23 protein-coding genes and 3 pseudogenes are annotated in these 25,807 nt (G+C 37.9%); 6 read left to right on the forward strand and 20 right to left on the reverse strand.

All coding sequences use genetic code 11. From position 1 onward, the window contains the following. Nucleotides 1–88: 88 nt before the first annotated feature. The 5 genes from rho to QUF99_RS27565 form a co-directional block, all read right to left on the reverse strand. The gene (gene rho, locus QUF99_RS27545) at nt 89–1,360 is read right to left on the reverse strand and encodes a transcription termination factor Rho (RefSeq protein WP_289374347.1); all 1,272 of its coding nucleotides are present in this window, start codon (nt 1,358–1,360) and stop codon (nt 89–91) included. Nucleotides 1,361–1,571: 211 nt separating this feature from the next. Beyond that, on the reverse strand, nt 1,572–2,537 hold the full coding sequence (gene glpX / locus QUF99_RS27550) for a class II fructose-bisphosphatase (RefSeq protein ID WP_289374348.1): 966 nt from the start codon (nt 2,535–2,537) through the stop codon (nt 1,572–1,574). Nucleotides 2,538–2,779: 242 nt separating this feature from the next. Further along, nucleotides 2,780–4,069 carry a UDP-N-acetylglucosamine 1-carboxyvinyltransferase gene (gene murA / locus QUF99_RS27555; protein WP_289374349.1) on the reverse strand — a complete coding sequence of 430 codons (1,290 nt, stop codon included), beginning with the start codon at nt 4,067–4,069 and terminating at the stop codon, nt 2,780–2,782. A gap of 719 nt (nt 4,070–4,788) precedes the next feature. Then, complete coding sequence (locus QUF99_RS27560; protein WP_289374350.1) at nt 4,789–5,646, reverse strand: class II fructose-bisphosphate aldolase; 858 nt, start codon at nt 5,644–5,646, stop codon at nt 4,789–4,791. 210 nt (nt 5,647–5,856) lie between these two features. Further along, complete coding sequence (locus QUF99_RS27565; protein WP_289374351.1) at nt 5,857–6,225, reverse strand: response regulator; 369 nt, start codon at nt 6,223–6,225, stop codon at nt 5,857–5,859. A 203-nt stretch (nt 6,226–6,428) separates the two neighbouring features. On the opposite strand from QUF99_RS27565, the gene QUF99_RS27570 reads away from it, so the two are divergent. Next, the gene (locus tag QUF99_RS27570; RefSeq protein ID WP_289374352.1) at nt 6,429–6,956 is read left to right on the forward strand and encodes a DUF2529 domain-containing protein; all 528 of its coding nucleotides are present in this window, start codon (nt 6,429–6,431) and stop codon (nt 6,954–6,956) included. Nucleotides 6,957–6,994: 38 nt separating this feature from the next. On the opposite strand, the gene pyrG is transcribed toward QUF99_RS27570, so the two are convergent. The 13 genes and pseudogenes from pyrG to QUF99_RS27635 all read right to left on the reverse strand — a co-directional run bounded on the left by pyrG (nt 6,995) and on the right by QUF99_RS27635 (nt 19,633). After that, nucleotides 6,995–8,602 carry a CTP synthase gene (gene pyrG / locus QUF99_RS27575; RefSeq protein WP_289374353.1) on the reverse strand — a complete coding sequence of 536 codons (1,608 nt, stop codon included), beginning with the start codon at nt 8,600–8,602 and terminating at the stop codon, nt 6,995–6,997. 256 nt (nt 8,603–8,858) lie between these two features. Then, nucleotides 8,859–9,371 (reverse strand): DNA-directed RNA polymerase subunit delta, encoded by a 513-nt coding sequence (rpoE, locus tag QUF99_RS27580; protein ID WP_289374354.1) that lies wholly within the window; start codon nt 9,369–9,371, stop codon nt 8,859–8,861. A 365-nt stretch (nt 9,372–9,736) separates the two neighbouring features. Then, nucleotides 9,737–10,366: a TetR/AcrR family transcriptional regulator gene (locus QUF99_RS27585; protein ID WP_289374355.1), complete on the reverse strand. Its 630-nt coding sequence runs from the start codon at nt 10,364–10,366 to the stop codon at nt 9,737–9,739. Nucleotides 10,367–10,446: 80 nt separating this feature from the next. After that, a complete protein-coding gene (gene acdA / locus QUF99_RS27590; RefSeq protein ID WP_289374356.1) occupies nt 10,447–11,586 on the reverse strand; it encodes an acyl-CoA dehydrogenase AcdA in 1,140 nt (379 codons plus the stop codon). 42 nt (nt 11,587–11,628) lie between these two features. Further along, nucleotides 11,629–12,759 (reverse strand): acyl-CoA dehydrogenase, encoded by a 1,131-nt coding sequence (locus QUF99_RS27595; RefSeq protein WP_289374357.1) that lies wholly within the window; start codon nt 12,757–12,759, stop codon nt 11,629–11,631. A 92-nt stretch (nt 12,760–12,851) separates the two neighbouring features. Next, on the reverse strand, nt 12,852–13,703 hold the full coding sequence (locus QUF99_RS27600) for a 3-hydroxybutyryl-CoA dehydrogenase (RefSeq protein ID WP_289374358.1): 852 nt from the start codon (nt 13,701–13,703) through the stop codon (nt 12,852–12,854). Nucleotides 13,704–13,721: 18 nt separating this feature from the next. After that, nucleotides 13,722–15,010, reverse strand: a pseudogene (locus QUF99_RS27605) (acetyl-CoA C-acetyltransferase). A 9-nt stretch (nt 15,011–15,019) separates the two neighbouring features. Further along, complete coding sequence (locus QUF99_RS27610; RefSeq protein ID WP_289374359.1) at nt 15,020–17,131, reverse strand: (Fe-S)-binding protein; 2,112 nt, start codon at nt 17,129–17,131, stop codon at nt 15,020–15,022. 438 nt (nt 17,132–17,569) lie between these two features. Next, nucleotides 17,570–17,782: pseudogene (locus QUF99_RS27615) on the reverse strand (DUF1433 domain-containing protein); the annotation flags it as partial. Nucleotides 17,783–17,859: 77 nt separating this feature from the next. After that, nucleotides 17,860–18,243, reverse strand: coding sequence for a DUF1433 domain-containing protein (locus QUF99_RS27620; protein WP_289374360.1), 384 nt, complete (start codon nt 18,241–18,243; stop codon nt 17,860–17,862). Nucleotides 18,244–18,320: 77 nt separating this feature from the next. After that, a complete protein-coding gene (locus QUF99_RS27625) occupies nt 18,321–18,707 on the reverse strand; it encodes a DUF1433 domain-containing protein (protein ID WP_289374362.1) in 387 nt (128 codons plus the stop codon). Nucleotides 18,708–18,783: 76 nt separating this feature from the next. Next, complete coding sequence (locus QUF99_RS27630; protein ID WP_289374364.1) at nt 18,784–19,167, reverse strand: DUF1433 domain-containing protein; 384 nt, start codon at nt 19,165–19,167, stop codon at nt 18,784–18,786. Nucleotides 19,168–19,246: 79 nt separating this feature from the next. Continuing rightward, the gene (locus QUF99_RS27635; protein ID WP_289374365.1) at nt 19,247–19,633 is read right to left on the reverse strand and encodes a DUF1433 domain-containing protein; all 387 of its coding nucleotides are present in this window, start codon (nt 19,631–19,633) and stop codon (nt 19,247–19,249) included. A 58-nt stretch (nt 19,634–19,691) separates the two neighbouring features. Between QUF99_RS27635 and QUF99_RS27640 the strand changes: the two genes are divergently transcribed. The 5 genes and pseudogenes from QUF99_RS27640 to QUF99_RS27665 form a co-directional block, all read left to right on the forward strand. After that, entirely contained in the window at nt 19,692–20,876 is a 1,185-nt protein-coding gene (locus QUF99_RS27640; RefSeq protein ID WP_289374367.1) for an alpha/beta hydrolase family protein, read from the forward strand. A gap of 1 nt (nt 20,877) precedes the next feature. Continuing rightward, nucleotides 20,878–21,261: a hypothetical protein gene (locus QUF99_RS27645; RefSeq protein ID WP_289374369.1), complete on the forward strand. Its 384-nt coding sequence runs from the start codon at nt 20,878–20,880 to the stop codon at nt 21,259–21,261. A gap of 363 nt (nt 21,262–21,624) precedes the next feature. Then, nucleotides 21,625–21,957, forward strand: coding sequence for a hypothetical protein (locus QUF99_RS27650; protein WP_289374370.1), 333 nt, complete (start codon nt 21,625–21,627; stop codon nt 21,955–21,957). Nucleotides 21,958–22,835: 878 nt separating this feature from the next. After that, a complete protein-coding gene (gene cls / locus QUF99_RS27655) occupies nt 22,836–24,029 on the forward strand; it encodes a cardiolipin synthase (RefSeq protein WP_289374372.1) in 1,194 nt (397 codons plus the stop codon). Nucleotides 24,030–24,308: 279 nt separating this feature from the next. Continuing rightward, nucleotides 24,309–24,497, forward strand: a pseudogene (locus QUF99_RS27665) (EAL domain-containing protein); the annotation flags it as partial. Nucleotides 24,498–24,521: 24 nt separating this feature from the next. Here the strand turns inward: QUF99_RS27665 and QUF99_RS27670 are convergent. Both QUF99_RS27670 and QUF99_RS27675 read right to left on the reverse strand, forming a co-directional pair. Then, on the reverse strand, nt 24,522–24,668 hold the full coding sequence (locus tag QUF99_RS27670; RefSeq protein WP_289374373.1) for a quorum-sensing peptide PapR: 147 nt from the start codon (nt 24,666–24,668) through the stop codon (nt 24,522–24,524). Between the two features lie 279 nt (nt 24,669–24,947). Continuing rightward, complete coding sequence (locus QUF99_RS27675; protein ID WP_289374375.1) at nt 24,948–25,805, reverse strand: helix-turn-helix domain-containing protein; 858 nt, start codon at nt 25,803–25,805, stop codon at nt 24,948–24,950. Nucleotides 25,806–25,807: the final 2 nt, after the last annotated feature.

The following is a 25,807-nucleotide window of genomic DNA, read 5'->3' on the forward strand; positions in this document are numbered from 1 at the left end:
AAAAATAAATCCCAAGCCCACAATCATTTCCGTTCTTCAAATAGAAAAACTCGCTTACTATAAAATAAGCGAGTCCCATCTTACGCCTTTACTTTGTTGTTACATATCGTTTGGAATCTGCAACAATGTTTTGTAAAAACTCTTCATTTGTTTTCGTTTGGCGAAGTTTACGTAGGAAACTTTCAACAAAGTCTGGTGTATCTCGCATTGTTTTGCGAATACCCCATAGTTTATCTAAGTGTTCTTTTGGAATTAATAGATCTTCTTTACGTGTACCAGAACGACGAATATCAATCGCTGGGAAGATACGGCGCTCAGCTAATGAGCGATCTAAATGAAGTTCCATATTTCCTGTTCCTTTAAATTCTTCGTAAATAACATCATCCATACGAGATCCTGTATCAACAAGTGCTGTCGCTAAAATCGTTAAGCTACCGCCTTCTTCAATGTTACGAGCAGCTCCAAAAAAGCGCTTCGGTCGATGGAAAGCAGCCGGATCAATACCACCTGATAACGTACGACCACTTGGTGGAATAACAAGGTTGTAAGCTCGTGCTAAACGGGTAATACTATCCATTAGAATGATAACGTCCTTTTTATGTTCTACAAGACGCATTGCACGCTCTAATACAAGCTCTGCTACTTTAATATGATTTTCTGGCACTTCATCGAAAGTAGAACTTACAACATCGCCTTTAACAGAACGTTCAATGTCTGTTACTTCCTCTGGACGCTCATCAATTAGAAGAACAATAAGTTCTGCTTCTGGATGATTCGTTGTAACACTGTGTGCAATTTCTTTTAACAGTATCGTTTTACCAGCCTTTGGAGGCGCAACAATTAAACCACGTTGTCCAAATCCAACTGGTGCAATTAAGTCCATGATGCGTGTTGATAATTTCTTCGTTTCCGTTTCCAACTTCATTTGACGATCTGGATATAACGGGGTTAACGCAGGGAAATGCACACGCTCTTTTGCTGATTCTGGATCATCACCGTTCACGGCTTCTACCTGTAGCAACCCAAAGTAACGCTCATTTTCTTTTGGAGGACGTACTTTACCAGAAACTTTATCTCCATTACGCAAATCAAAACGACGAATTTGCGAAGCTGAAATATAAATATCTTCAGAACTTGGAGAATAATTGATTGGACGTAGGAACCCGAATCCTTCTGATTGAATAATTTCGAGTACACCTTCCATGAAAAAGAAACCTTCTTTTTCTGCTCGAGCTTTTAATATAGCAAAAATTAACTCTTTCTTTGTTAATTTGCTGTAATACGAAATTTTAAACTCTTTCGCAAGCTCATATAACTCTTTTAACTTCATGTTTTCTAATGCTGCAATTGACAAATTCATTCAGACACCACACTTTAATATTATTCTCTTTTTACACGGGTAAAGGGAAAATTACGGAAGGCAAATTCATAATAATGAAAGGCAATAAGTTCAAGTAGGGTAATATTCACTATTGTAACCCTTTTATCTAGTTTTAATCAATACGTTGTAACACAAATACAAGAAGCGAAGACAAGAAAATTTGTCTCCGCTTTTTAGATTGCTTCCACTTTTATTTAATTACAAGGTTTGGTTTTTTGCTCAGGCTGTGGCGTCCGTCAACAAAGCGCACTGTTCCTGATTTCGCACGCATAACGAGAGATTCAGTTGTACCAACGCTGCCTTTAAATTGAACACCGCGTAGCAATTCTCCATCTGTTACACCTGTTGCTGCAAAGATTGCGTCATCACCTTTTACTAAGTCTTCCATACGAAGCACGCGATTTATATCTTCAATTCCCATTTTTTTGCAACGCGCTAATTCTGCTTCATTTTGCGGAAGAAGTTTCCCTTGGATTTCTCCGCCCAAACATTTTAGTGCAACTGCTGCAAGAACGCCTTCAGGCGCACCACCAGAGCCGAATAAAATATCAACACCTGTGCGATCAAACGCTGTGTTAATTGCTCCAGCTACATCACCATCATTAATTAATTTAATACGTGCACCCGCTTTACGAATTTCTTCGATAATCGCTTGGTGACGTGGTCGATTTAAAACTGTCGCAACAACATCTTCAATGTCTTTATTTTTCGCTTTTGCAACAGCACGTAAGTTATCAATAATAGGCGCATGAATGTCGACTGCACCAACCGCTTCTGGGCCAACTGCAATTTTATCCATGTACATGTCAGGAGCATGTAACAAATTACCGTGATCCGCTATCGCAATGACAGCAAGTGCATTCCAGCCTCCAGCTGCCACAATATTCGTTCCTTCTAACGGATCAACTGCAACATCGACACGTGGGCCATATCCTGTTCCTAATTTTTCTCCGATGTATAGCATTGGCGCTTCATCCATTTCCCCCTCGCCAATTACAACTGTTCCTTTCATCGGAATTGTATCGAACACGTCACGCATTGCTGATGTTGCCGCTCCATCTGCCTCGTCTTTTTTCCCGCGTCCCATCCAACGTGCAGATGATAATGCTGCAGCCTCTGTTACACGTACTAACTCCATAGATAAACTTCTTTCCACGATAATCCCTCTCCTTTGAATCTTTATATTTATGCCGTTTTGTGTGAACTGTCTTTCAATAAAGTGAAACTTCCGTCAGCAGTGATTCTTCGTCCCCCACTAACGGAAGCACCACCGATCATTCTTTATCCCGCACCAATCCCCCCACAACCTTAGGTGAGGATAAACTGCCCGTAAAAGCACGATTAGTGAAGGCTAATTATCAGCGGAGTTGAAGAACCTCCACTAATAAAAGTTTCACTTTATGCATTTTTCATTTCTTCGATTTCTTGCTTCGTCATCTGCTCACGCCAAATATTGGCACCGAGGCCTTGAAGCTTGTCTACTATATTCTCATAGCCACGATCAATGTGCTCTAAACCTGTCACTTCTGTAATTCCATCCGCCATTAACCCCGCTATCACAAGTGCTGCTCCTGCTCTTAAGTCGCTCGCTTTTACCTTTGCCCCTTGCAAAGTTACAGGTCCTGTCACAATAGCAGAACGACCTTCTACTTTAATTTGAGCATTCATGCGGCGTAATTCATCAATATGCTTAAAACGAGCACCATAAATGGTATCCGTTACAACACCTGTTCCATGCGCTTTTGTTAACAGTGTTGTGAATGGTTGCTGCAAATCTGTGGGAAATCCTGGATACACAAGTGTTTTTACATCCACTGTTTTTAATTGACGGTTACCATTCACCGTAATTTGATCATCGTGTGTTTCAACTTGTACACCGACTTCTCGCAATTTTGCAGTTACAGACTCTAAATGTTGCGGAATTACATTATCAACCGTTACCTCTCCACCAGACGCTGCACCTAAAATCATGTAAGTCCCTGCCTCGATTCGGTCTGGAATAATTGAATGGTAACAGCCGTGCAAAGAATCGACACCATCAATACGAATGACGTCTGTGCCAGCACCTTTGATTCGCGCACCCATGCTTGTTAATAATGTTGCTACATCAATAATTTCTGGTTCTTTCGCTGCATTTTCAATGACTGTTCTACCTTTTGCACGTACGGCTGCAAGCATAATATTAATTGTCGCCCCTACGCTCACAACATCTAAATAAATACGTGCTCCTCGCAGTTCATCTGCACGTAAATAAATCGCACCTTGCTCATTTGTCACATGTGCACCTAGTGCTTCGAACCCTTTAATATGCTGATCGATTGGTCTCGGCCCTAAATGACATCCACCAGGAAGCCCAATTACAGCTTTTTTAAAGCGTCCAAGCATAGCACCCATCAAGTAATAAGAAGCACGAAGTTTTTTTACCTTCCCATTTGGAAGGGGCATAGCAACCATTTTGGAAGGATCAACTGTCATCTCTTCCTCCTGATGGAACTTTACAACTCCCCCAATTTCCTCCAGTAGATCTCCTAACATCTTTACATCTGAAATATTAGGTACACCACCGATTGTTACTGGGGTATCAGCTAAAATGGTTGCCGGAATAAGAGCAACCGCGCTATTTTTTGCACCGCTCACGCGAATTGACCCGTTTAAAGGTCGTCCACCTTCAATTAGCAACTTTTCCATGTTGAGCTCCCTTCTTTTGTGAATGTATTTACCTTTCTTATTCCTCCTACATACCTATCATGTAAGCAGTCCACTTCCTATCTAATGAAGAAATAGACTATTAATAAATGAGAAAGTCTTCCCATAAGAATCTCATTCGTTCAGCAAACTATCAATAAAAAATTAAAAATTTCTACTTCATTTTTCATCCCGTGCTTAACAGGCAGTAAGACCTCACCTTGAAATATAAAAAGGTCGAAGCAGATAGATGTGGACTAACTGCCCGTCAAGCATTGAGTGATTCCACTCACCACACCATCATACAAAATATTCCTTACGGTGGTAGTTTCACCCTATTAATCACCTCGGATACGTTATAACACTTATCAAAAGGCCATGCTCATTATTTTCCATTATTCCATTTATCCCGCATTAACGAGCAGTAAGACCCCCATCTCAAGATTCTGAGAAATTCAAAGAAGATAGATGGGGATAACTGCCCGTAAAAGCCCGATTGGTTCAACTAATGATCAGTGGGGGATGAAGCCCCCCCACTGATCAAAGTTTCACTTTATAAAAAAGATACTCATAAAACATCTTACAAAGAATATCCCATCATGCGTATATCATAACAAAGAATGTAGCACTTTATCTTATGATATAAATTGTTCACGCTTTCATTATACAACGAAAGGAAACCGTCTAAAAGACTAGACGGTTTCCAAAACGGAATTTTATTCTTACGCTTTACCGTTAGAACCGAATTCGCGCATTTTACCAATAACAGTTCGTTTGATTGCTTCGCGGCCAGGTCCGATAAATTTACGAGGATCGTAAACTTCTTGGTCTTTGTTTAATACTTCGCGAACAGCTTTTGTAAACTCAATTTGGTTTTCAGTGTTTACGTTGATTTTTGAAGTACCTAAAGAAATAGCTCTTGTGATGTCAGCAGTTGGGATACCAGTACCACCGTGAAGTACTAAAGGTACACCAGTGAAGTCACGAACTTGTTCCATTTCTTTGAATCCTAAGTTAGGCTCACCTTTGTAAGGACCATGTACAGAACCTAAAGCTGGAGCTAGGCAATCGATACCTGTTGCTTCAACTAGGTGTTTACATTCTGCAGGATCAGCGTAGATAACGCCTTCAGCAATTACGTCGTCTTCTTGTCCGCCAACTGTTCCAAGCTCAGCTTCTACAGATACGTTACGAGCGTGTGCATATTCTACTACTTTTTTAGTAGTTTCTACGTTTTCCTCGAATGGATGGTGAGAAGCGTCGATCATAACAGATGTGAAACCTGCATCGATTGCTTCTTTACATTTTTCAAAGCTAGAACCATGGTCAAGGTGAATCGCTACAGGAACAGTGATGTTCATTTCTTCGATTAAAGCTTTAACCATAGCTACAACTGTTTTGAATCCAGTCATATGACGAGCTGCACCCTCAGATACGCCTAAGATTACAGGAGATTTTTCTTCTTCTGCAGCAGCTAAGATAGCTTGAGTCCACTCTAAGTTGTTCATGTTGAATTGACCAACTGCGTATTTTCCTTCTAGTGCTGTGTTTAGCATTTCTTTCATGGAAACTAAAGGCATGGTGAATCCTCCTAAAAAACGTTTTTTGTATCCGATAAATTCTTATCGCTGGTAGTATGACCAGGATAAGGCAAAATATGTATATTTACATACCGGACTTTTTTCTACACTCCATAGGATACCAACTTGTACTAAAAAACTCAACAGCATTCACCTGCTCATCAGTCCATGTAAACGCTTTTTTCCATATTTTTTATAAAAAGTTCATAGTTAAGCCTCTACAGCAATCAAATTTCGCACTACTTTTCGAATTTCATCGATATCAAATGGCTTTGCAAAATGCATCAAAGCACCTAAATCCTTTGCTTCTTGAATCATATCGAGCTCACCGTAAGCTGTCATTAAAATAACTTTAATATCTTTATTAATTTCTTTCACATGCTTTAAAATCTCTATACCATCCATACCTGGAATCTTCATATCTAAAACGACTAAATCCGGATTATCCTTTTGCACGATATCTAAAGCTTGAAATCCATTTGCTGCTTGGAACGTTTGGTAACCTTCTTTTTGGAATACTTCATGTAATAACACACGAATGCCATATTGGTCATCAACGATTAAAATTTTCCCTTCCATAGTCCCCAACCTTTCTGTGTAAATACAAGATTAAAAGCTTCTTATATCTTATTCGGTTTATTTTCGCTACACATTATCAATTTCCTTCCTGTTCTTTCTTATTTTACCGTTTCTTATTTTGTTACGCTAGTCTCATTACTTCGCCTTTCTGAGAAAATAAGCTATAATGAAAGCCGTCTAACACGTCAGAAAGGAGCATCGCGATGTTAAAAATTTTTTCTACTCAGTTGAGTGGCTATTTTACAAGAGTTTCTCAAAAAGAAGAGATGAATATAGAAGATAGTGCCCGTTTACTTGCCCAAGCACTAGTTGGTGATGGCATCATTTATGTACATGGTACAAAAGAAATGGAGGGTGTTGTTTCTGAAGCTTTACACGGGGCAGAACCGATGAAAAGCGCCAAATGTTTATTCGAAGATGGAAAACAAGCAGCCGTTACATCCGCTGACCGTGTGCTTCTCATCAGTCGTTTTTCAACAGATGATGAAGTCATTTCATTAGTGAAAAAGTTGCAAGATGAAGGGCATTCCATTGTTGGTATTTCAGCAGTTCAAGAAGGCGAAGCATCACTGGAGCAATTTACAGATGTACATATTGATACAAAGTTGCTAAAAGGAATAATTCCAGATGATGAAGGCTCCCGTTACGGCTTCCCAAGTTTAATAATCGCTCTATTTGCGTATCACGGATTAAAATTTACAATCGATGAAATTATGAACGAATATGAATAAAACAAAAAGGCGTCCGAATCTGGACGCCTTTTTCTTGCTTACTTGCCTTCTTTATTAATAATAGAAGCTTGTACGAAATCACGGAACAACGGTTGTGGACGGTTTGGACGAGATACAAGTTCTGGGTGGAACTGTGCTGCCACGAACCAAGGATGTTCTTTCAACTCGATAATTTCTACTAAACGACCATCTGGGCTTGTACCAGAGAATAGGAAGCCTGCGTTTTCCATGTCTTGACGGAATTGGTTGTTGAACTCATAACGATGACGATGACGCTCATATACAACCGGCTCGCTATACGCATTGTAAGCATTCGTTTCTGGTGTAAGCTTACATGGGTATAGACCAAGACGAAGTGTACCACCTAAGTCTTCTACATCTTTTTGTTCTGGTAATAAATCGATAATTGCATATGGTGTTTCAGGATCAATTTCAGAAGAGTTTGCACCTTCTAATCCTAATACGTTACGTGCAAATTCAATTGATGCAAGTTGCATACCTAAGCAAATTCCTAAGAATGGAACTTGGTTTTCACGCGCATATTGGATAGCAGCAATTTTACCTTCTACTCCGCGATCGCCGAAGCCACCTGGTACAAGAATACCATCTGTATCGCCAATCATTTCTTTCACGTTTTCTGCTGTTACATGCTCAGCATTTACCCATTTCACTTCTACATCTGTATCAAATGTGTAACCTGCATGGCGAAGTGCTTCTACAACAGAAATGTATGCATCTTGTAGCTCTACATATTTACCAACAAGAGCGATTTTTGTTTTCTTAGACAGGTTGCGTACTTTTTCAACTAATGCGCTCCAATCTGTCATATCTGCAGCTGGGTTGTCTAATTTTAAATGATCGCAAACGATTTGGTCCATATTTTGCTCTTGAAGAGATAATGGAACTGCATATAATGTATCTGCATCGCGCGCTTCAATAACTGCTTTTGTATCGATGTCACAGAATAATGCAAGCTTGTCTTTCATATCTTGAGAAACAGGCAATTCTGTACGAACAACGATAATATTTGGCTGAATACCTAAGCTACGAAGCTCTTTAACGCTATGTTGCGTTGGTTTTGTTTTCATTTCGCCTGCTGCTTTTAAGTATGGAATTAATGTACAGTGAATGTACATTACGTTGTCACGGCCAATATCACTCTTAATTTGGCGAATTGCTTCTAAGAACGGTAGGGACTCGATATCACCAACAGTTCCGCCAATTTCTGTAATAACAACATCCGCATTTGTTTCACGGCCAGAACGGTATACGCGTTCTTTAATTTCATTTGTAATGTGAGGAATAACTTGAACTGTTCCTCCTAAATATTCACCACGACGCTCTTTTTGAAGAACAGAAGAGTAAATTTTACCTGTTGTTACGTTGCTGTATTTGTTTAAGTTAATGTCGATGAAGCGCTCATAGTGACCAAGGTCTAAGTCTGTTTCTGCACCATCATCTGTTACGAATACCTCACCGTGTTGGTATGGGCTCATTGTCCCTGGGTCTACGTTAATGTATGGGTCAAATTTTTGAATTGTTACGTTTAAACCACGATTTTTTAAAAGTCTTCCAAGAGATGCTGCTGTGATCCCTTTTCCTAGAGATGATACTACACCGCCTGTTACAAAAATATACTTAGTCATGAAAGTACTCCCTTCTACTCTTCTGTTATATAATCACCGTTGCAAAGTGCAACGTATGTAGATAACACTGTATCCATCTTATTGTTAGACTCTTTCATTTTTCTAAACAAAAAACAAAAAAGAAAATTGCTCCCTTCATCACAAAAAGTAATAAGTAGGGAGCAATTTTCCTTTATATTTACACTTTAAAAGTATTATCGTCTTTTTTTAAAGAGCCCAAAAATGATTCTACATGGACGATAATAAAAAGTCAAGGTTAGAGTTTGTCCTCTTCCTCTTCTTCTTCTTCTTCATATTCAAGTTCTTCTTCAGCGAATTCTTCTTCATCGTCGTCTTCATCTAGATCATCAAGATCATCGTCTGCATCAAGAACCTTGTCCAAATCTTCTACATCATCTTCTTCATCGAAGTCGTCTTCATCACTATCAACATAGTCATCAAGATCTTCTTCCTCTTCTTCAACCTTACGCTTCTTCTTAGGTTTTGGTTGAGGTAAAATTTCTTCATCAATTTGCTCATATGGGTACCAGCTGCGCATTCCCCAACGATTTTCTCCTAAATTAATGAAACGTCCATCGATATTTAAATCTGTATAAAATTGTGCGATATTCGCAGCAACTTTCTCTTTAGACAGTCCCAGCACTTGAGCGATTTCTTGAACTAAATCCTGAAATGATGTTGCTTGTTTTTTGTCCTCTAACAGGCTATGTACAACTTCAATCATGGACAATTCTTTTAGCTCTTCTGGTGAATATTGCTTAAAATTCACTTATGCGGCACTTCCTTTCTTAAAATATAATCCTATATATAAAGTCCTAGTCAAAAAAATCCATACTATTTATTATAAACAAAACTCCAACAAATATGCTACAAAAAAATAGGAAATCATAAAGTGAAACTTTGATCAGTTGAGGTTTTCTTCATCCCCACTGATTATTAGTTGAATCAATCGGGATTTTACAAGCTGTTTATCCCTACCTAACTTCTTCAAAGCTTGAAAGTGACAATCCATTCTTTCAATATATTACAATCATATTGTTTTTCCATCTTATTCTATATAAAGCATCAAATGAATGAGAAATTGCTACAAATCCTATTTTATATTTTAAGCGAGCTACGTCAACCTCTTCTTTTTTATTCTAGAACCATATGAGCTCCATGTAATACGTAACGAATTTGCATCTCTGTGTATTCCTCTAACGTATAAAGCTTTTGCAGCGCCCAGCGCCTAAATCCCCACATTTGTCCTTGAATAAAAATATTGTGGGCAAGCAATTGAATTTCCTTTTTCGTTAATGTGAATATACCATTTCGGGCACACTGTTCCAAAATATTTTCAAACATGCCCACCATTTGAAATTCTTTTTCGAGAACATAAGGAAGCGATTCTTTTGGTAAAAAACGAACTTCTTGATACATAATTAGCACTTCTTCTTGCAGTTCATCCATCACTTTAAAATAATTTGTAATGGCTATCCTTAAACTCTCAACGCTTCCTTTCTCCGTACATACAACTTCTTCTAACCGTTCTTTTACATGCTCATAAATGCTATCGCACACTAAATAGAGAACATCATCTTTCGTTCGGATATACTCGTAGAGCGTACCGATACTAAACCCTGCTGCTTTTGCAATTTCCCTCGTTGTTGTGCGCGGGAATCCTTTTTGTTTAAAGAGCTGCACAGCTCCTTTAATCATCTGCTCACGCCGCAGTGCAACCAACTTCTCATCTTTTACAGACGCATGCACATTATGCTTAATCATCCCCTTCACCTCTTTCTCTATCAATTTGAAGGAAAAAGCGTAGGAGATACCTACGCTTTTTCCTTACTCACATCTCATGATTATTTCGTTAACATACGAGAGATTACAAGACGCTGGATTTCTTGCGTCCCTTCATAAATTTGCGTAATCTTCGCATCGCGCATAAAACGTTCCACTGGATAATCTTTCGTATAACCGTAACCACCAAATACTTGCACCGCTTCGGTTGTTACTTTCATCGCCGCATCCCCAGCAAATAACTTCGACATCGCCGATTCTTTTCCGTACGGAAGTCCTTCTGATTCCAGCCACGCTGCTTGATACGTTAGTAGACGTGCAGCTTCTACACTCGTCGCCATATCCGCTAATTTAAAACCGATACCTTGTTGCGCTGCAATTGGCTTTCCAAACTGGTGCCGCTCCCTCGCGTAATCTACGGAAGCATCTAAAGCTCCTTGTGCGATTCCAACAGCTTGCGCCGCGATACCATTGCGGCCGCCGTCTAGCGTCTGCATCGCAATTTTGAAACCTTCCCCTTCTTCCCCAAGTAAATTTGCAACAGGAATGCGGCACTCTTCAAACATAATTTCTGTCGTTGGTGAAGAGCGAATACCGAGCTTACTTTCTTTCTTACCAACCGAAAACCCTGGTGCACTGCTTTCTACAATGAATGCACTTGTGCCGCGTTGTTTTGATTCCGGATCGGTCAATGCGAAGACAACGTAAATATCAGCAATCCCACCGTTTGTAATAAAAATCTTGGAACCATTTAAAATGTAATGGTCACCATCACGCTTCGCTGTCGTTCTCATCCCCCCTGCATCTGAACCAGAACTAGGCTCCGTTAAACCATATGCACCAATTTTTTTCCCTTCCGCCATCGGACGTAAAAACGTTTGTTTCTGCTCTTCTGTACCGAATTTAAAAATCGGCCAGCCTGCCAGCGAAGTATGGGCAGATAACGTTACGCCTGTAGAAGCACAAACACGTGATAATTCTTCAACTGCAATCACATACGCCAAGTAATCGCTTCCAATTCCCCCGTATTCTTCAGGCCATGGAATCCCTGTTAAACCGAGGTCTGCCATTTGATCGAATAATGCACGGTCAAAACGCTCTGCTTCGTCGCGCTCCGCTGCCGTCGGTGCCACTTCATTTCTCGCAAAATCCCGAACCATTTTCCGTATCATCTCATGTTCTTCCGATAACCTAAATTGCATGTTCTCTTCCTCCTCTATCCTTTTCAGGTAATCAAACGATTTCTATAGCGCTCTGCTAATCACAAGACGCTGGATTTCACTCGTTCCTTCATAAATTTCACAAATTTTCGCATCGCGGAAAAAGCGCTCGACCGGATAATCTTTCGTATAACCATAGCCGCCAAATACTTGTACCGCTTCAATTGCGACTTCCACCGCTGTTTTTGAAGCGAATAACTTCGCAATAGATGCTTCCTTGCCACATGGGAGGCCTTGCGCCCGCATTGAAGCTGCCCTGTATACGAGTAATCTTGCAGCTTCTATACTCGTTGCCATATCCGCTAGCTTAAAGCCGAGCCCTTGCTGCGCGGCAATTGGTTTTCCAAATTGTTGACGTTCCTTCGCATAATCCACGGCGCACTCTAGTGCTGCCTCAGCAATGCCAAGTGCTTGTGCCCCAATGCCAATACGACCGACATCTAAGTTTGCCATTGCAACCTTAAATCCCTGTCCTTCTTCACCAAGTAAATTCTCTGCCGGTACTTTCATATCTTCAAATGTGAGCTGTACTGTACGTGAACCAAGCAGCCCCATCTTATGTTCATCTTTACCAACGATAAGACCCGGTGTATCCTTCTCGACAATAAATGCTGAAATCCCATTCTTCCCTGCATCTGGATTTGTAGAAGCAAATACGATATATGTATCCGCCTCGCCTCCATTTGTAATAAATACCTTAGAACCATTAATCACGTAGTGGTCACCTTGCTTCACCGCTCGTGATTTCAGGCTTCCAGCATCTGAACCCGCATTTGGCTCCGTTAAAGCAAAAGCACCTAAATATTTACCCGTTGCTAGTTTTGGAAGATACTTTTGTTTCTGTTCTTCTGTTCCAAAATATACAATCGGATTCGTTCCAACAGATGTATGTACCGCCAAAATCACGCCGATTGTCGCACTTACTTTTGACAATTCCTGAATAGCTAAAATGTAGGAAATGAAATCCATTTCCGCACCACCGTATTTCGCTGGAATTGGAATCCCCATCAATCCAAGCTCACCCATTTTACTTAAAACTTCTCCAGGAAACACCCCTTGTTCCATACTTGGAACAAAGGGAGCAATTTCCTTTTGTGCGAAATCCTGAACCATTTTTCTCATCATTTTTTGCTCTTCTGTGAAATGAAAATTCATATGCCCCGCCTCCATTTGTTTCATATACTTATTCGATAATCTGGTAAGACCACTACTTTGTAAAAAAGAGGGAGACCTACCTTATTGACTTCCTATTCGTACACGTAGAAGCCACGGCCTGTTTTACGCCCTAACCAGCCAGCATTCACATATTTACGTAGAAGTGGACAAGGGCGATATTTACTATCTCCTAATCCTTCATGAAGCACTTCCATAATATATAGACACGTATCTAGACCGATAAAATCTGCTAATGTTAGCGGCCCCATCGGATGGTTCATACCAAGCTTCATTACTTCATCGATTGCTTCTTTCGTCGCCACGCCTTCATATAGCGTATAAATTGCTTCGTTAATCATTGGCAATAAAATGCGGTTCGAAACAAATCCAGGGAAGTCATTTACTTCAACAGGTACTTTCCCGATTTTCTTTGTGATATCTTCAATTGTTTCATATACCGCATCGTCCGTTGCTAATCCGCGAATGATTTCAACAAGCTTCATAACCGGGACTGGATTCATAAAATGCATCCCAATTACCTTCTCTGGTCTTTTTGTTACTGCTGCAATTTCTGTAATGGGTAAAGAAGACGTATTTGTCGCCAAAATCGCGTGTTCTGGTGCAATTTCATCTAAATTCTCAAAAATTTTCTTTTTAATATCCATTTTTTCAACCGCTGCTTCAATAATGAGATCTGCTTCCTTTACACAATCTAGTTCAAGGGTGGTTGTAAGACGGTCCAAAGTTGCTTGCTTAGCCTCTTCTTCCATACGTCCTTTTTCCACTTGGCGCGCTAAATTTTTTGTAATAATCGCCAATCCTCTATCTAATTGCTCCTGCTTTAAATCTTGTATATACACGTGATAACCTGCCATTGCACACACTTGTGCAATGCCTGCCCCCATTTGTCCAGCACCAATTACAACAATATTTTGTACACTCATGTTCTTCTCCCCCTTTAATTAGCGAACTTCAATCATAATCGCGTCACCTTGACCACCGCCGCTACAAATAGAAGCAATGCCAATTCCGCCGCCGCGCTGTTTTAACGCATGAATAAGCGTAACGATAATACGGGCTCCGCTCGCCCCAATTGGGTGTCCCATCGCAACCGCTCCGCCGTTTACGTTAATCTTCTCCGGATTAATCCCTGCAATATCCGCACTTGCAATTGCAACTGCTGCAAAAGCTTCGTTAATCTCAAATAAATCAATCTCTTCCACTGTCTTACCTGTTTTCTTCAAGAGCTCATTAATCACATAACCCGGTGTTCTCGGAAAATCCTTCGCTTCAACAGCAATAGCTGTATGTGCCAAAATTGTTGCTAGCGGTTTTCTTCCTTCTTGCTGCGCTCTGTCCTCGCTCATTAATACAAGTGCAGCACCGCCATCATTTAAACCAGGTGCATTGCCCGCTGTTACTGCTGCCGTTTTATCAAATACTGGCTTTAGTTTTGCTAATTTTTCAACTGTCGTATCCCCGCGCGGTGCTTCGTCTTGTGCGACAATAATTGGTTCACCTTTTCGCTGCGGCACAGATACTGGAACGATTTCTTCTTCAAAACGTCCTTCTTTTTGTGCAGCAACCGCACGCTGATGACTGCGACATGCCCATTCGTCTTGTGCTTCACGGGAAATACCGTCTTCTTTTGCCACTTCCCCGCCATATACACCCATATGTATACCTGAGAATGCACATGTTAAGCCGTCTGCCACATTTAAGTCGACAACTTCGTTATGCCCCATTCGATATCCCCAGCGTGCACCTCGTAAAATATAAGGGCTGTTGCTCATTGATTCCATACCACCAGCTACAATAAGTGATTGATCGCCAGTACGAATAATTTGATCCGCTAACGTAACAGCACGCAGACCCGATGCACATACTTTATTCACTGTTTCTGTGCGCGTCTCCCATGGAATTCCAGCTTCTCTTGCCGCTTGACGCGAAGGGATTTGTCCTTGTCCTCCTTGAATAACCGCTCCAAAAATAACTTCTTCAATGTCACTTGCTTCAACATTTGCACGATCTAGTGCAGCTTTAATCGCGATACCTCCAAGTTCCGTTGCTTTTACATCTTTTAAAGCTCCCCCAAACTTTCCAACCGGTGTTCTTGTTGCACTTAAAATCACTGTTCTTACCAAAACGTATTCCCCCATTTCCTTTTTTACGGCGTGATTGAACGCTCGCTCGGTATTCCTACGTTGAGAAGAGGTGCAAAGCTTGCACCTCTTTCTAAAGTTGTATGAATTCTTATGATTTACATTGCTTCTTTCTTTTGCCCGATGACAGAGCGTTCTAGAATCTCTGTTACATCAAGTGTTTGTACTTGCTCTTCTACTTCTTTTGCTTTCGTACCGTCACTAATCATTGTTAAACAATACGGACAGCCCGTACCGATCATTGTCGGTTTCACAGCAAGTGCTTGTTCTGTACGTGCCACATTAATACGTGTACCAGCAGTCTCTTCCATCCACATAAGACCACCGCCTGCGCCGCAGCACATTCCTGTTTCACGATTACGCTCCATTTCAACAACTGTTACGCCTGGAATTGCTTTTAAAATATTGCGCGGCGCTTCGTATACTTCGTTGTATCTTCCTAAATAACAGGAATCATGATACGTAATTGTTTCTTCCACACGGTGGACTGGCTTTAAGCGCCCTTCTTTCACCCACTGTGCTAATAGTTCTGTATGATGATAGACTTCTGCTTGTAAGCCAAAGTCCGGATACTCATTTTTAAATGTGTTATATGCATGTGGATCAATCGTGACGATTTTTTTCACACCTGCTTTTTCAAATTCCTCGATATTTTTTGTCGCCATCTCTTGGAAGACAAATTCATTTCCTAAGCGGCGCGGCGTATCTCCTGAGTTCTTCTCTTTGTTACCGAGAATTGCAAAGGAAATGCCAGCTTCATTCATTAGCTTCGCAAATGATAAGGCAATCTTTTGACTACGATTATCGTACGAACCCATAGAGCCAACCCAGAATAAGTACTCAAATTCTTCGCCAGCTTTTGTTTTCTCTTTAACAGTCGGAATTGATACTTCTTCATCCGCTTGACGCCATGTTTCACGCTCTTTACGGTTCAGCCCCCAAGGGTTCCCTTGACGCTCAATATTTGTCATGGCACGCTGCGCTTCTGGATCCATTTTCCCTTCTGTTAAAACAAGGTAACGGCGCAAGTCAATAACTTTATCAACGTGCTCATTCATAACCGGGCATTGATCTTCACAGTTCCGGCACGTTGTACATGCCCAAATCTCTTCTTCTGTAATGACTTCTCCAATTAAGCTTGGATCATACGCAAGTGTTGCCCCCGCCGACTCTTGCTGGCCTTTCCCAGTTGCCATCATCGCCAATTGGTTTCCTTGTGTATTATTAAAGGCAACAGCCGGAACCCAAGGTGTCCGCGATGTCACCGCTGCTCCCTTGTCAGTCAAATGGTCGCGAAGTTTTAAAATTAAATCCATTGGCGACAGCATCTTTCCAGTTCCTGTTGCCGGGCACATATTCGTACAACGTCCACACTCTACACAAGCGTATAGATCAATGAGCTGCGTTTGTTTAAAATCTTCAATTTTCCCAACACCAAATGTTTCTTGCGTTTCATCTTCAAAATCGATTTTTTCAAGCTTCCCTGGATTGGAAAGACGACTAAAAAAGACATTGGCAGGTCCAGCAATTAAATGCGCATGTTTGGACTGCGGTACATAAACTAAAAACGTTAACAAAATAAGTAAATGCACCCACCAAGCAAAATAGAACACGGAAATGGCTACGGTTTCATTTATACCCGCAAAAACGTAAGCGATTGCAGAAGCGATTGGTTCGCTCCACGAAAGTTCTTCGCCGTGCCATATAATGCCCATCCCGTTACCAAGAAGTACGGAAAGCATTAAGCCACCGATAAAAATAAGAACGAGGCCCGATTTGAAATTACGTTTTAAACGAACAAGCTTTTCAACGTACCTTCTATAAAAAGCCCAAAAGACTGCGATTAAAATAATAAGTGTGATAATTTCCTGGAAGAATGTAAATGCAGGGTATAGTGGTCCAAGTGGAAGATGTGATCCTGGTGCTAATCCTTTCCAAACGAAGTCAAATGCTCCAAATTGGACAAGAATAAATCCGTAAAAAAACATAACGTGAATGATACCGCTCTTCTTGTCTTTCAACAACTTTTTTTGTCCAAAGACGTTTACCTTAAGAAGATCCCATCTTTCTTTAAAGCGGCGATCAAATTCTACCTTTTTACCTAATTGTATGTAGGCCATCCTCGTTCGTATGAGATATACAAATAAATATCCTGCATACGCAATAACGGCAATAGCAGCCAGCCAATTGATAAGTAATAAACTATTCATTTTTATGCCAACCCCTCTCTTTGTAAGCACTCTTTCTTTTAGAATCTTCGAAAATAAATAATTTTCTGAATTTATATCCCCTATCCCCATTATATAATGAGTGAGCATTCAGTCAACAGTTTTTTGTTATACAACAACAGAATTTTTATAACACTGTTTTTAACTGACGATATTTTTGTCGGGCGACAAAATTTTGGGTAGTTCAGCGACAATAAGTTGGATAAAAAGAATATAAAGTAAAATAAGGGGTAGCACGCACATTTTAACCTTTTTATACGCTAAGGGATTCTCAAAACTCAATATTACCTATTTCAATTGAGCCTTTAATTTAGAGATGAGTTTTGAGATTGAATAAATTGCTTAGAGTAGTAAAATCAACGTTTTTTCGGATTGAAATTTGCTTAGCGTATATTTTCATTAAAATGTGAGCGGTACGCCTATATGAGGAACTCCCGTCGGATTTACATTATGTTTTGTAAAGATAATAGATTTTACATCTTGAATATTATAACGAATATACTTTTCTACCCGTGCTTCTTGTGCTTTCCAAAACTTTTCTTCTTGTTCTTTTTGATTTAAGTATTCCATCGTTAAATACCCTCCTGCTATGATCGCCATAGCAGTTATAACGAAAATGAAAAATTTCTTCATAGGAATCCCCTTAATTTAAAAACATTGAAATAATCTCTTTATAAATGGGCTATCTAAAACAAGAGTAGTCAGTTCAACTACTCTTGTTTTTTTTCTTTCTCTTCTTTTTCAATTTCGGATACGGATTTTTCAGGTTGTTTTATAAGTTCTCCCAGTTCCTCAGAACGGGAAAAATCATCTTCAAAATTCTTCGTAGTACTTATACTAGCATCAAACCATAATTCCTTATCATTATTTATATATCCTTCTACAGAAGGAACCCCCATAAGACTTACATCTTTTTTTGTAAACGTAATAGATTTTACATCTTCAATATTATAACGAATATACTTTTCTACTCGTGCCTCTTGTGTTTTCCAAAACTTTTCTTCTTTTTCTTTTTGTTTTAAGTATTCCATAGTTAAATAACCTCCTGCTATGAGCACCACAGCAGATACAAACCAGATGATTATTTTCTTCATAGAAAACCACCTTATAAAAAACTTACCAATGCATTCTTCTTAAAATGGGATACAGAAGACAAGAGTAATCGCAAAGACTACTCTTGTTTCTTTTCCTTCTCTTCTTTTTCAATTTCAGATACCGATTTTGCTGGTTTTTTCACATAGTTATCATATAATTCTCCAGAACATGAAAACTTATCTTCAAAATCTTTTATTGTGCTAATACTAGCTGAGAAATCTAATTTTTTATTACCGTTTATATATCCGTCTACAGAAGGAACCCCCATTGGATCAACTTCATTATTTGTGAATGTAATAGATTTCACATCCTTAATATTATAACGAATATACTTTTCTACTCTTGCTTCTTGTCGTTTCCAAAATTGTTCTTCTTTTTCTTTTTGTTTTAAGTATTCCATAGTTAAATAACCTCCTGCTATGAGCACCACAGCAGATACAAACCAGATGATTATTTTCTTCATAGAAAACCACCTTATAAAAAACTTACCAATGCATTCTTCTTAAAATGGGATACAGAAGACAAGAGTAGTGCAAAGACTACTCTTGTTTCTTTTCCTTCTCTTCTTTTTCAATTTCTGATACGGATTTTTCTGGTTTTTTTATAAGTTTTCCAAGTTCTCCAGAACGCCCCAATTTTCTTTCGAAAGTATCATTATCATCAAGACCAGCATCAAACCATAATTCTCGATTATCATTTATATATCCTTTTATATGAGGAACTCCCATAGGGCTTATTTTATGTTCTATAAACGTAATAGATTTTACATCTTGAATATTATAATGAATATACTTTTCTACTCTTGCTTCTTGTACTTTCCAAAACTTTTCTTCTTTTTCTTTTTGTTTTAAGTATTCCATTGTAAAACACCCTCCTGCTATGATCACCATAGCAGATACAAACCAAATCATTACTTTCTTCATTGAAAATTCCCCTTATAAAAAACACTTACCAATGCATTCTTCTTAAAATGGGATGCAGAAGACAAGAGTAGTGCAAAGACTACTCTTGTTTTTTTTCTTTCTCTTCTTTTTCAATTTCGGATACTGATTTTTCTGGTTTTTTTACATAATTATCATATAATTCCCCTGAACACCCAAACTTATCCTCAAAATTATCTGTAGTACTTATACTAGCATCAAACCATAATTCTTTATCATCATTTATATATCCTTCTACAGAAGGAACACCCATCGGACTTATATCATGTTTTGTAAACGTAATAGATTTTATATCTTTAATATTGTAATGAATATACTTTTCTATCCGTGCTTCTTGGTCTTTCCAAAACTTTTCTTCTTTTTCTTTTTGTTTTAAGTATTCCATAGTAAAATACCCTCCTGCTATAATACAAATAATGGATAAAATAATTACCAATTTCTTTTTCATTTAAAATCCCCTTGTATTTGAATATAGTTAAAATATACCATGAAATGAGTTGAAACATATGAGTGAATTTAAAAAGAATACCATTGCGACAGATGAAGATTATTTTGAGTTATCAGATAAGGTTTATAAAGATACATATTTACATAAAGGTGAAAAAATAACGGGTAATAATGGGAAAGTATGGAGGGTTATAGAATCAATTGATGCAGATTGCCAAAAAGTCAAAAACGGATTACAAGCTATCGCAGTAGTACCTGAAAAAGATTATAAAGAGAATGCAACACATTATGATGATATAATCCTAGCATTTCGTGGAACAGAGGCTGGTAAAGGTGATGGAGATCTTCGTACAGATGTCAATCAAATTACATTTGGAATTAAAAAAAACATCAGTTTAAATATCGGAAACCAAGAAGTAAAACATAACCAACCAACATCATTTGATACTGGATTAGAATGGGCAAAAAATGACATTGTTGCGAAATATAAGCCGAAATCTCTTCATACAACTGGACATAGTAAAGGAGCTGGAGAGGCAGACCTTATAGCTGCGGAATTAAATTGTTATGCAACTACATATGCCGCGCCTAATGTTTATCGATTACTCAGTGACGAAGCAAAAAAACGAGTAGATGAAGGCGTAATGGAAAATAAAGCAATAGATTATACTCATAAAAAAGATGCCGTAGGGAATTTCACGCAATTTGGAGCACCTATGATTGGTAAACAATTTACAACTAAAAGTAATGGAACGGATAGTGTTCTTGCGGCGGTATTTATGGGACAACACCCAATGAAGACTTTTAAAGACACGTTCCACGAAAATGGTGGTGTCCAATTAGAGTTAGAACCAGATGACATTATTGCACGTGCAAAAGAAATACAAAGAATAAGTGATACATTACATGATATTGTTCGAAACATAGAAAATTTCCAACGACAAGAAGAAGAGGAAGTTGCAAAATTGAAGAGTCAATTGAAGCATGAAACAGGTCCTGGGGGAAAATATCATCTGTTAGAAGAACATGAAGTAGATGAGGCAATCAGAGAGATTGCAAAAACATCCCAAAACGGAAAAGATTATTTTCATGATGTAAAACTCGCAGAAGAATTAATTCATCTTTTACGGAAAAAACAAAAAGAATTAAGTCTTTTTGGAGATGATATTGCGCATGCTGCCAATTCATTACGAGATAAAGATAACCAATTAGGCACAAATTTTGAAGGATTGGCGGTGAAATAACATGATTGATTTTATAGAGGAAATTAAAAAAGTAGAAAAAGAAATAGAAAAAGCTGTGGGAGATGTCGCAGGAAATGTCGTTGATGAATTGCAAGCTCTCAAAAAACAATTAGAAAAAGAAATGCAACAAAAATTTTTAAAAACTGAAGTAGCATTCAAAACAAATAGTATAATAACAAAACAAAAGCATACTATTCAAAAAAATAAAGAATCATTTCATGATGTATGCAAAAGTTTAACTGAACAAGGAATTGAATTAGACAAAAGTTTTGAAAGTAAAACAGGTAGTGCAGTAAAAAAAACATTACATGAACACCTCAACCAAATTCGAAATGAAATGATTTCCGTACAATATGATTTAATTGATAGTTGCGGAAAAAAATAAACCTAATAGAGAAAATAAAGAATTACTATTTTTATTTCAATCGATATACATAAAAAAGTCCTCTTATACAGGACTTTTTTTCTAATTTTGAATGTAAACTTTTATATATTAGTTTACACTCAGATCGTTGATTTTATTAGTTTTATCGCATTTTACTCATTTTCTCCAAAATCACTATTAAAAGTATACATTCAAAATACTATAAATAAAGAATCTAGAAACTCCATGAACAAAAACAAACACCTCATTGATATACAACTGATTCGAAGTAATTCATATTATTCGGAGGACTATCCAGAGTAATAATGACCGATACTAAAAATAGATATAGACGCTTAGATGAAATGGGTGATTAATATGTATATGCCAATGGAACAAGAGGTTAGAGGATATTTAGTTACAGGTTCCTGTCTTGTAGTTATAGTTTCTTTAATACTTCTAATTTATTGGCTCATTAAGTACAAAGAAAAAAATATCATCTGGTTTATTGCACATTTCTTAACCCTTGCTTTAAGTTTATTCCTTCTGATAAATCTTCTAATCGGACCTAACTTTTCTAACTACGCTATGGCATCAGAAGAGAATTCACTTCAATTGGCCATATCAGGAATCACTTGGGTAGTAAGTATTATTTTCCTCTCAAAAGGAATTTTGGAGTTTATTAAACAAAACGTTCGTAATAAAAACAGCACCTAACCCTATTTAATCTAAATAAGGTTAGGTGCTGTTTTAGTTACTATATAAATCCATTTTTGTTTTTCGACATATAAGCCGCGGCTATGGATAACAAAAGGTGACCTGCACTCGTTTTCTCTCTTTGTTTTCACTTGACATGGGGCAGGAAAAGGATCTGACCGCTTCTATGCATGACCGGATGCTCCCTCCCCCCTAAAAAGAAGGGGTTTATGTCGGTTTTTTAATTTGTATTTATATATAATCAGTGTTAACGGAAGTAAAAATTACTAGACAAAATATTTCCAATATCCTATTACTACAAATAGTAAAGACACTGCTATATAGATAATAGATCCAATAAAAATAGGATTCATATTTAATTCAAACTTTTCTTCATCCATTGATTCAAATATAAAAAATAATCCCACTATAGAATTGCTTTACATACTTTTGCTCAAATTATAAGTACTGCTTATAACTTAAGCATGGTTAAGTTCTTCTTACGACCATCTTGCCAAAATTCTGTCATGCCGCAGACAACTTACCAAAACCCTGTCTTAAGGTTACGGCACAATTTTGAATCATTCCACAACGATTATTTCGGAAAAAACTAAAGAAGAACCACCCTCTCTAGAAAAATCATCTAAAATACTACATGTAATATTGAATTGTCTTACATACTTCTGTTTAAACTATAAGAACTACGTATTTCTAATACAATAAGCATCATTAACAAGTTCGGTTATCTTCCCAAATTTTCTTCTTAGTACTGTAGCACAAATTGAACAAAATACATGCCTGTGTAATCCAAAAAGAATGTGTTGAGAGAACCTGCTTTATGATCCAAATTGGATTCATTGGGCCACTATAGAAATGAATATAGAGGAGGTAATTTGATAATGGTCTTTTTATCTCTCTTGCTACTATTATTTGTAATATGGGTCCTACTGGACTTTTCATATGGAAGAAAGCGTCATTTAAAACAAATTAAGCATCGCTCTTTTCCTTTACGCCGTGGCCATTTTAAACTTTATACATATGGAAAAAATTTATACGATGACTTATTTACTGATATACAGCAGGCACAGCACCACATTCATATTTTATTTTTCATTGTTAAAAATGATGAGGTGAGTAATGCCTTTTTACAGCTTCTAATCAAAAAAGCAAAACAAGGCATACAAGTACGGCTTCTTCTCGATCGCATAGGTAGCCACCAATTATCAGGGGAAGCGATTCGTACATTGCGACAACATGGTGTCTCTTTTTCATTTTGTCATAAGATTAAATTCCCTTTTCTCTTTTTTTCCGCAAACCAAAGAAACCATAGAAAGATCACGATTATTGACGGGAAAATCGGCTATATCGGGGGCTTCAATATTGGGGAAGAATATTTGGGGCATGATCCAAAACTAGGCCTGTGGCGCGATTACCATTTGCGCCTTACAGGAGAAGGGGTACAAGATTTACAAACACAATTTTTGCACGACTGGCGCGATGATACAGCTGAGGATTTACTAGGAGAAACGTTATATTTCCCTAAACAACCGCCAGGCCCCATTCCACACCGCTTTATTCCAACAGACGGTGCTTATTTACAGCAAACCTTTTTAAACCTGATTGAAAGCGCAAAAGAAGAATTGTATATTGGGACACCCTATTTTATTCCAGGAAAAAAACTCATGCATGCATTATTACAAGCGAAAGAGCGCGGCGTTCGTATCACGATTCTTGTTCCAAAAAGGGCAGATCATCCGTTTGTTCGGGAGGCGAAATTACCATACTGCCGAAAACTGATTCAAGCAGGTTGCAACATTTATGAATTTCAGCAAGGATTTTTTCATGCCAAAATTATTATGGTCGATGGTCATACTTGTGATATTGGAACGGCCAATTTTGATATGAGAAGTTTATATACCAATCACGAGATCAATTGTCTCTTATATGATTCAGCCTTTATAAAAGAAATTAAAACGAAAATTAGCGAAGACATAGAAGAATCCTCCTTACTTTCTTGGAAAAATGTCTCCTCTCTATCCCTAATTGATAAGACAAAAGAATGGATTGGGACATTACTGGCATTTTTCCTATAGAATGAAACTTCTATCAGCGGAATACGAAATGGAATTGCGGTCTCACGCTGATTATATTGATGCTTCTTTTATACAACCCCTTTTAAAAATTGCAAAAGAAGTAAATCAGGACTTCAATATTATGATTGAGAGCAAACGAAAGGATTTGGCACTTTTTCAATTATATAAATCCATTTTGATTTTTCGGCATATAGCCGCGGCTATGGATAACAAAAGGTGACCTGCACTCGTTTTCTCTCTTTGTTTTCACTATGTCTGGGGCAGGAAAAGGATCTGACCGCTTCCATCATTGCATTAGCTAAAAATTTACAGCTCACCGTCATTGCTGAAGGTGTTGAAACGCATGAACAATGGGCGTTTTTACATAAACAAAATTGCGATCAAATTCAAGGCTTTTTAATTAGTCAGCCCGTCTCCGTCGAAGATGTATGGGTACTGTTACAAAAAGAAAAAGAAACAACCGCTTAAATAAGACGGTCGTTTCTTTTTATATTAATATTCAAATGGTAAATCAGAAGCTAATTGTACCACTTCATTATGATCTGTTACTGCATGATTTCGATCTAATACTACATCGCTAAAAGAAATACCCGCTACCATTGCTAACGTCAATAAACTACCAATAAGAAGTTTCTTCATATTCCATCACCCATATATTTTTTCTTTTACTATATCATGAAAATTTATCCATTCTACATGCAATTATGCATACCCATTAATATCCATTTTGATTTTTCGATGTATAAGCCGCGGCTATGGATAACAAAAGGTGACCTGCACTCGTTTTCTCTCTTTGTTTTCACTATGTCTGGGCAGGAAAAGGATCTGACCGCTTCTATACATGGCCGAATGCTCTCTCCTACCTAAAAATAAGGGTTTTATGTCGGTTTTTTAATTTGTATTTGTAAGTATAAGTACTTACAGATTTATTTTCTTTAAAAGTGTGTTTTTATAGGAATGTAGCTCTAATAAATCAAAAAAGAAAAGGGCTTTTTCATAAGCAACTCTAATATCCTGTTCTGCGTATCCTAACTTTTCCAGACACTCCCCTTTTTGATAATATAGCTGTCCAATAAGTGTCATGCTGCTTATACGACACGATGTTTCAATTGCCTTTTTAACCTGGTAAAGTGCTTCTTCATATTGTTCATCTAAGTATAGTGCTTTCGCATGATTATAACCAACCTTTACAGCAAATTCCTCGTTGCTATGTAGCGACTCCAGTTGCTTTAAAATATCTTGAAATAATCCTATACTTTTTTTGAAATACCCGTTTTCCGCATAAATATTTGCAATTGCATTTTCTACATATAAATTTTGAAATACATCAAGTCCTGCTAGTTGCTTGTTTATTAATTTTCTTAGTTCCAAAATACAATATTCATAGTTTACCTTTTTTAACATATATGCCGATACATGATACTGCCAAAGAAGAAATTGTTGAAATTCGGGATGATATTCCTCCTTCTTTAATTCATTACACACTTTTTTATAAATTTCTTTATACTGCTTTTGTTTACAAAGCAGTATAATATGATCCTTAAATTGTTTTTTTCTTTCAATATCAGAATAAATGAGTACCTCATAAAAATGAGTGATAGGTACTTTTAGCTTCGATGCAATACCTTGTAATATATCCATACTCGGATATACTGCTCCTGACTCAATTCTACTCACTTCTGATTGATGACATATATTATCAGCTAACTGCTTTTGTGTTAACCCTCTCATCATCCTCATTTTTTTTATTTCGGTTCCAAGCTTTTCTGCGTGCATGG

This window comes from Bacillus sp. DX4.1 (assembly GCF_030348195.1).
In the GTDB taxonomy this organism is placed as follows: Bacteria; Bacillota; Bacilli; order Bacillales; family Bacillaceae_G; genus Bacillus_A.

Bases quoted from the DNA above. Each gene is read 5' to 3' on its own strand.
- QUF99_RS27675 (WP_289374375.1), bottom strand. From the start codon at position 25,805: ATGCACGCAGAAAAGCTTGGAACCGAAATAAAAAAAATGAGGATGATG.
- QUF99_RS27560 (WP_289374350.1), bottom strand. From the start codon at position 5,646: ATGCCTTTAGTTTCCATGAAAGAAATGCTAAACACAGCACTAGAAGGA.
- QUF99_RS27595 (WP_289374357.1), bottom strand. From the start codon at position 12,759: ATGAATTTTCATTTCACAGAAGAGCAAAAAATGATGAGAAAAATGGTT.
- rho (WP_289374347.1), bottom strand. From the start codon at position 1,360: ATGAATTTGTCAATTGCAGCATTAGAAAACATGAAGTTAAAAGAGTTA.
- QUF99_RS27645 (WP_289374369.1), top strand. From the start codon at position 20,878: ATGATTGATTTTATAGAGGAAATTAAAAAAGTAGAAAAAGAAATAGAA.
- cls (WP_289374372.1), top strand. From the start codon at position 22,836: ATGGTCTTTTTATCTCTCTTGCTACTATTATTTGTAATATGGGTCCTA.
- QUF99_RS27565 (WP_289374351.1), bottom strand. From the start codon at position 6,225: ATGGAAGGGAAAATTTTAATCGTTGATGACCAATATGGCATTCGTGTG.
- QUF99_RS27630 (WP_289374364.1), bottom strand. From the start codon at position 19,167: ATGAAGAAAGTAATGATTTGGTTTGTATCTGCTATGGTGATCATAGCA.
- QUF99_RS27620 (WP_289374360.1), bottom strand. From the start codon at position 18,243: ATGAAGAAAATAATCATCTGGTTTGTATCTGCTGTGGTGCTCATAGCA.
- QUF99_RS27640 (WP_289374367.1), top strand. From the start codon at position 19,692: ATGAGTGAATTTAAAAAGAATACCATTGCGACAGATGAAGATTATTTT.
- QUF99_RS27585 (WP_289374355.1), bottom strand. From the start codon at position 10,366: ATGATTAAGCATAATGTGCATGCGTCTGTAAAAGATGAGAAGTTGGTT.
- QUF99_RS27650 (WP_289374370.1), top strand. From the start codon at position 21,625: ATGCCAATGGAACAAGAGGTTAGAGGATATTTAGTTACAGGTTCCTGT.
- QUF99_RS27670 (WP_289374373.1), bottom strand. From the start codon at position 24,668: ATGAAGAAACTTCTTATTGGTAGTTTATTGACGTTAGCAATGGTAGCG.
- QUF99_RS27610 (WP_289374359.1), bottom strand. From the start codon at position 17,131: ATGAATAGTTTATTACTTATCAATTGGCTGGCTGCTATTGCCGTTATT.
- QUF99_RS27570 (WP_289374352.1), top strand. From the start codon at position 6,429: ATGTTAAAAATTTTTTCTACTCAGTTGAGTGGCTATTTTACAAGAGTT.
- acdA (WP_289374356.1), bottom strand. From the start codon at position 11,586: ATGCAATTTAGGTTATCGGAAGAACATGAGATGATACGGAAAATGGTT.
- QUF99_RS27625 (WP_289374362.1), bottom strand. From the start codon at position 18,707: ATGAAGAAAATAATCATCTGGTTTGTATCTGCTGTGGTGCTCATAGCA.
- QUF99_RS27600 (WP_289374358.1), bottom strand. From the start codon at position 13,703: ATGAGTGTACAAAATATTGTTGTAATTGGTGCTGGACAAATGGGGGCA.
- murA (WP_289374349.1), bottom strand. From the start codon at position 4,069: ATGGAAAAGTTGCTAATTGAAGGTGGACGACCTTTAAACGGGTCAATT.
- pyrG (WP_289374353.1), bottom strand. From the start codon at position 8,602: ATGACTAAGTATATTTTTGTAACAGGCGGTGTAGTATCATCTCTAGGA.
- QUF99_RS27635 (WP_289374365.1), bottom strand. From the start codon at position 19,633: ATGAAAAAGAAATTGGTAATTATTTTATCCATTATTTGTATTATAGCA.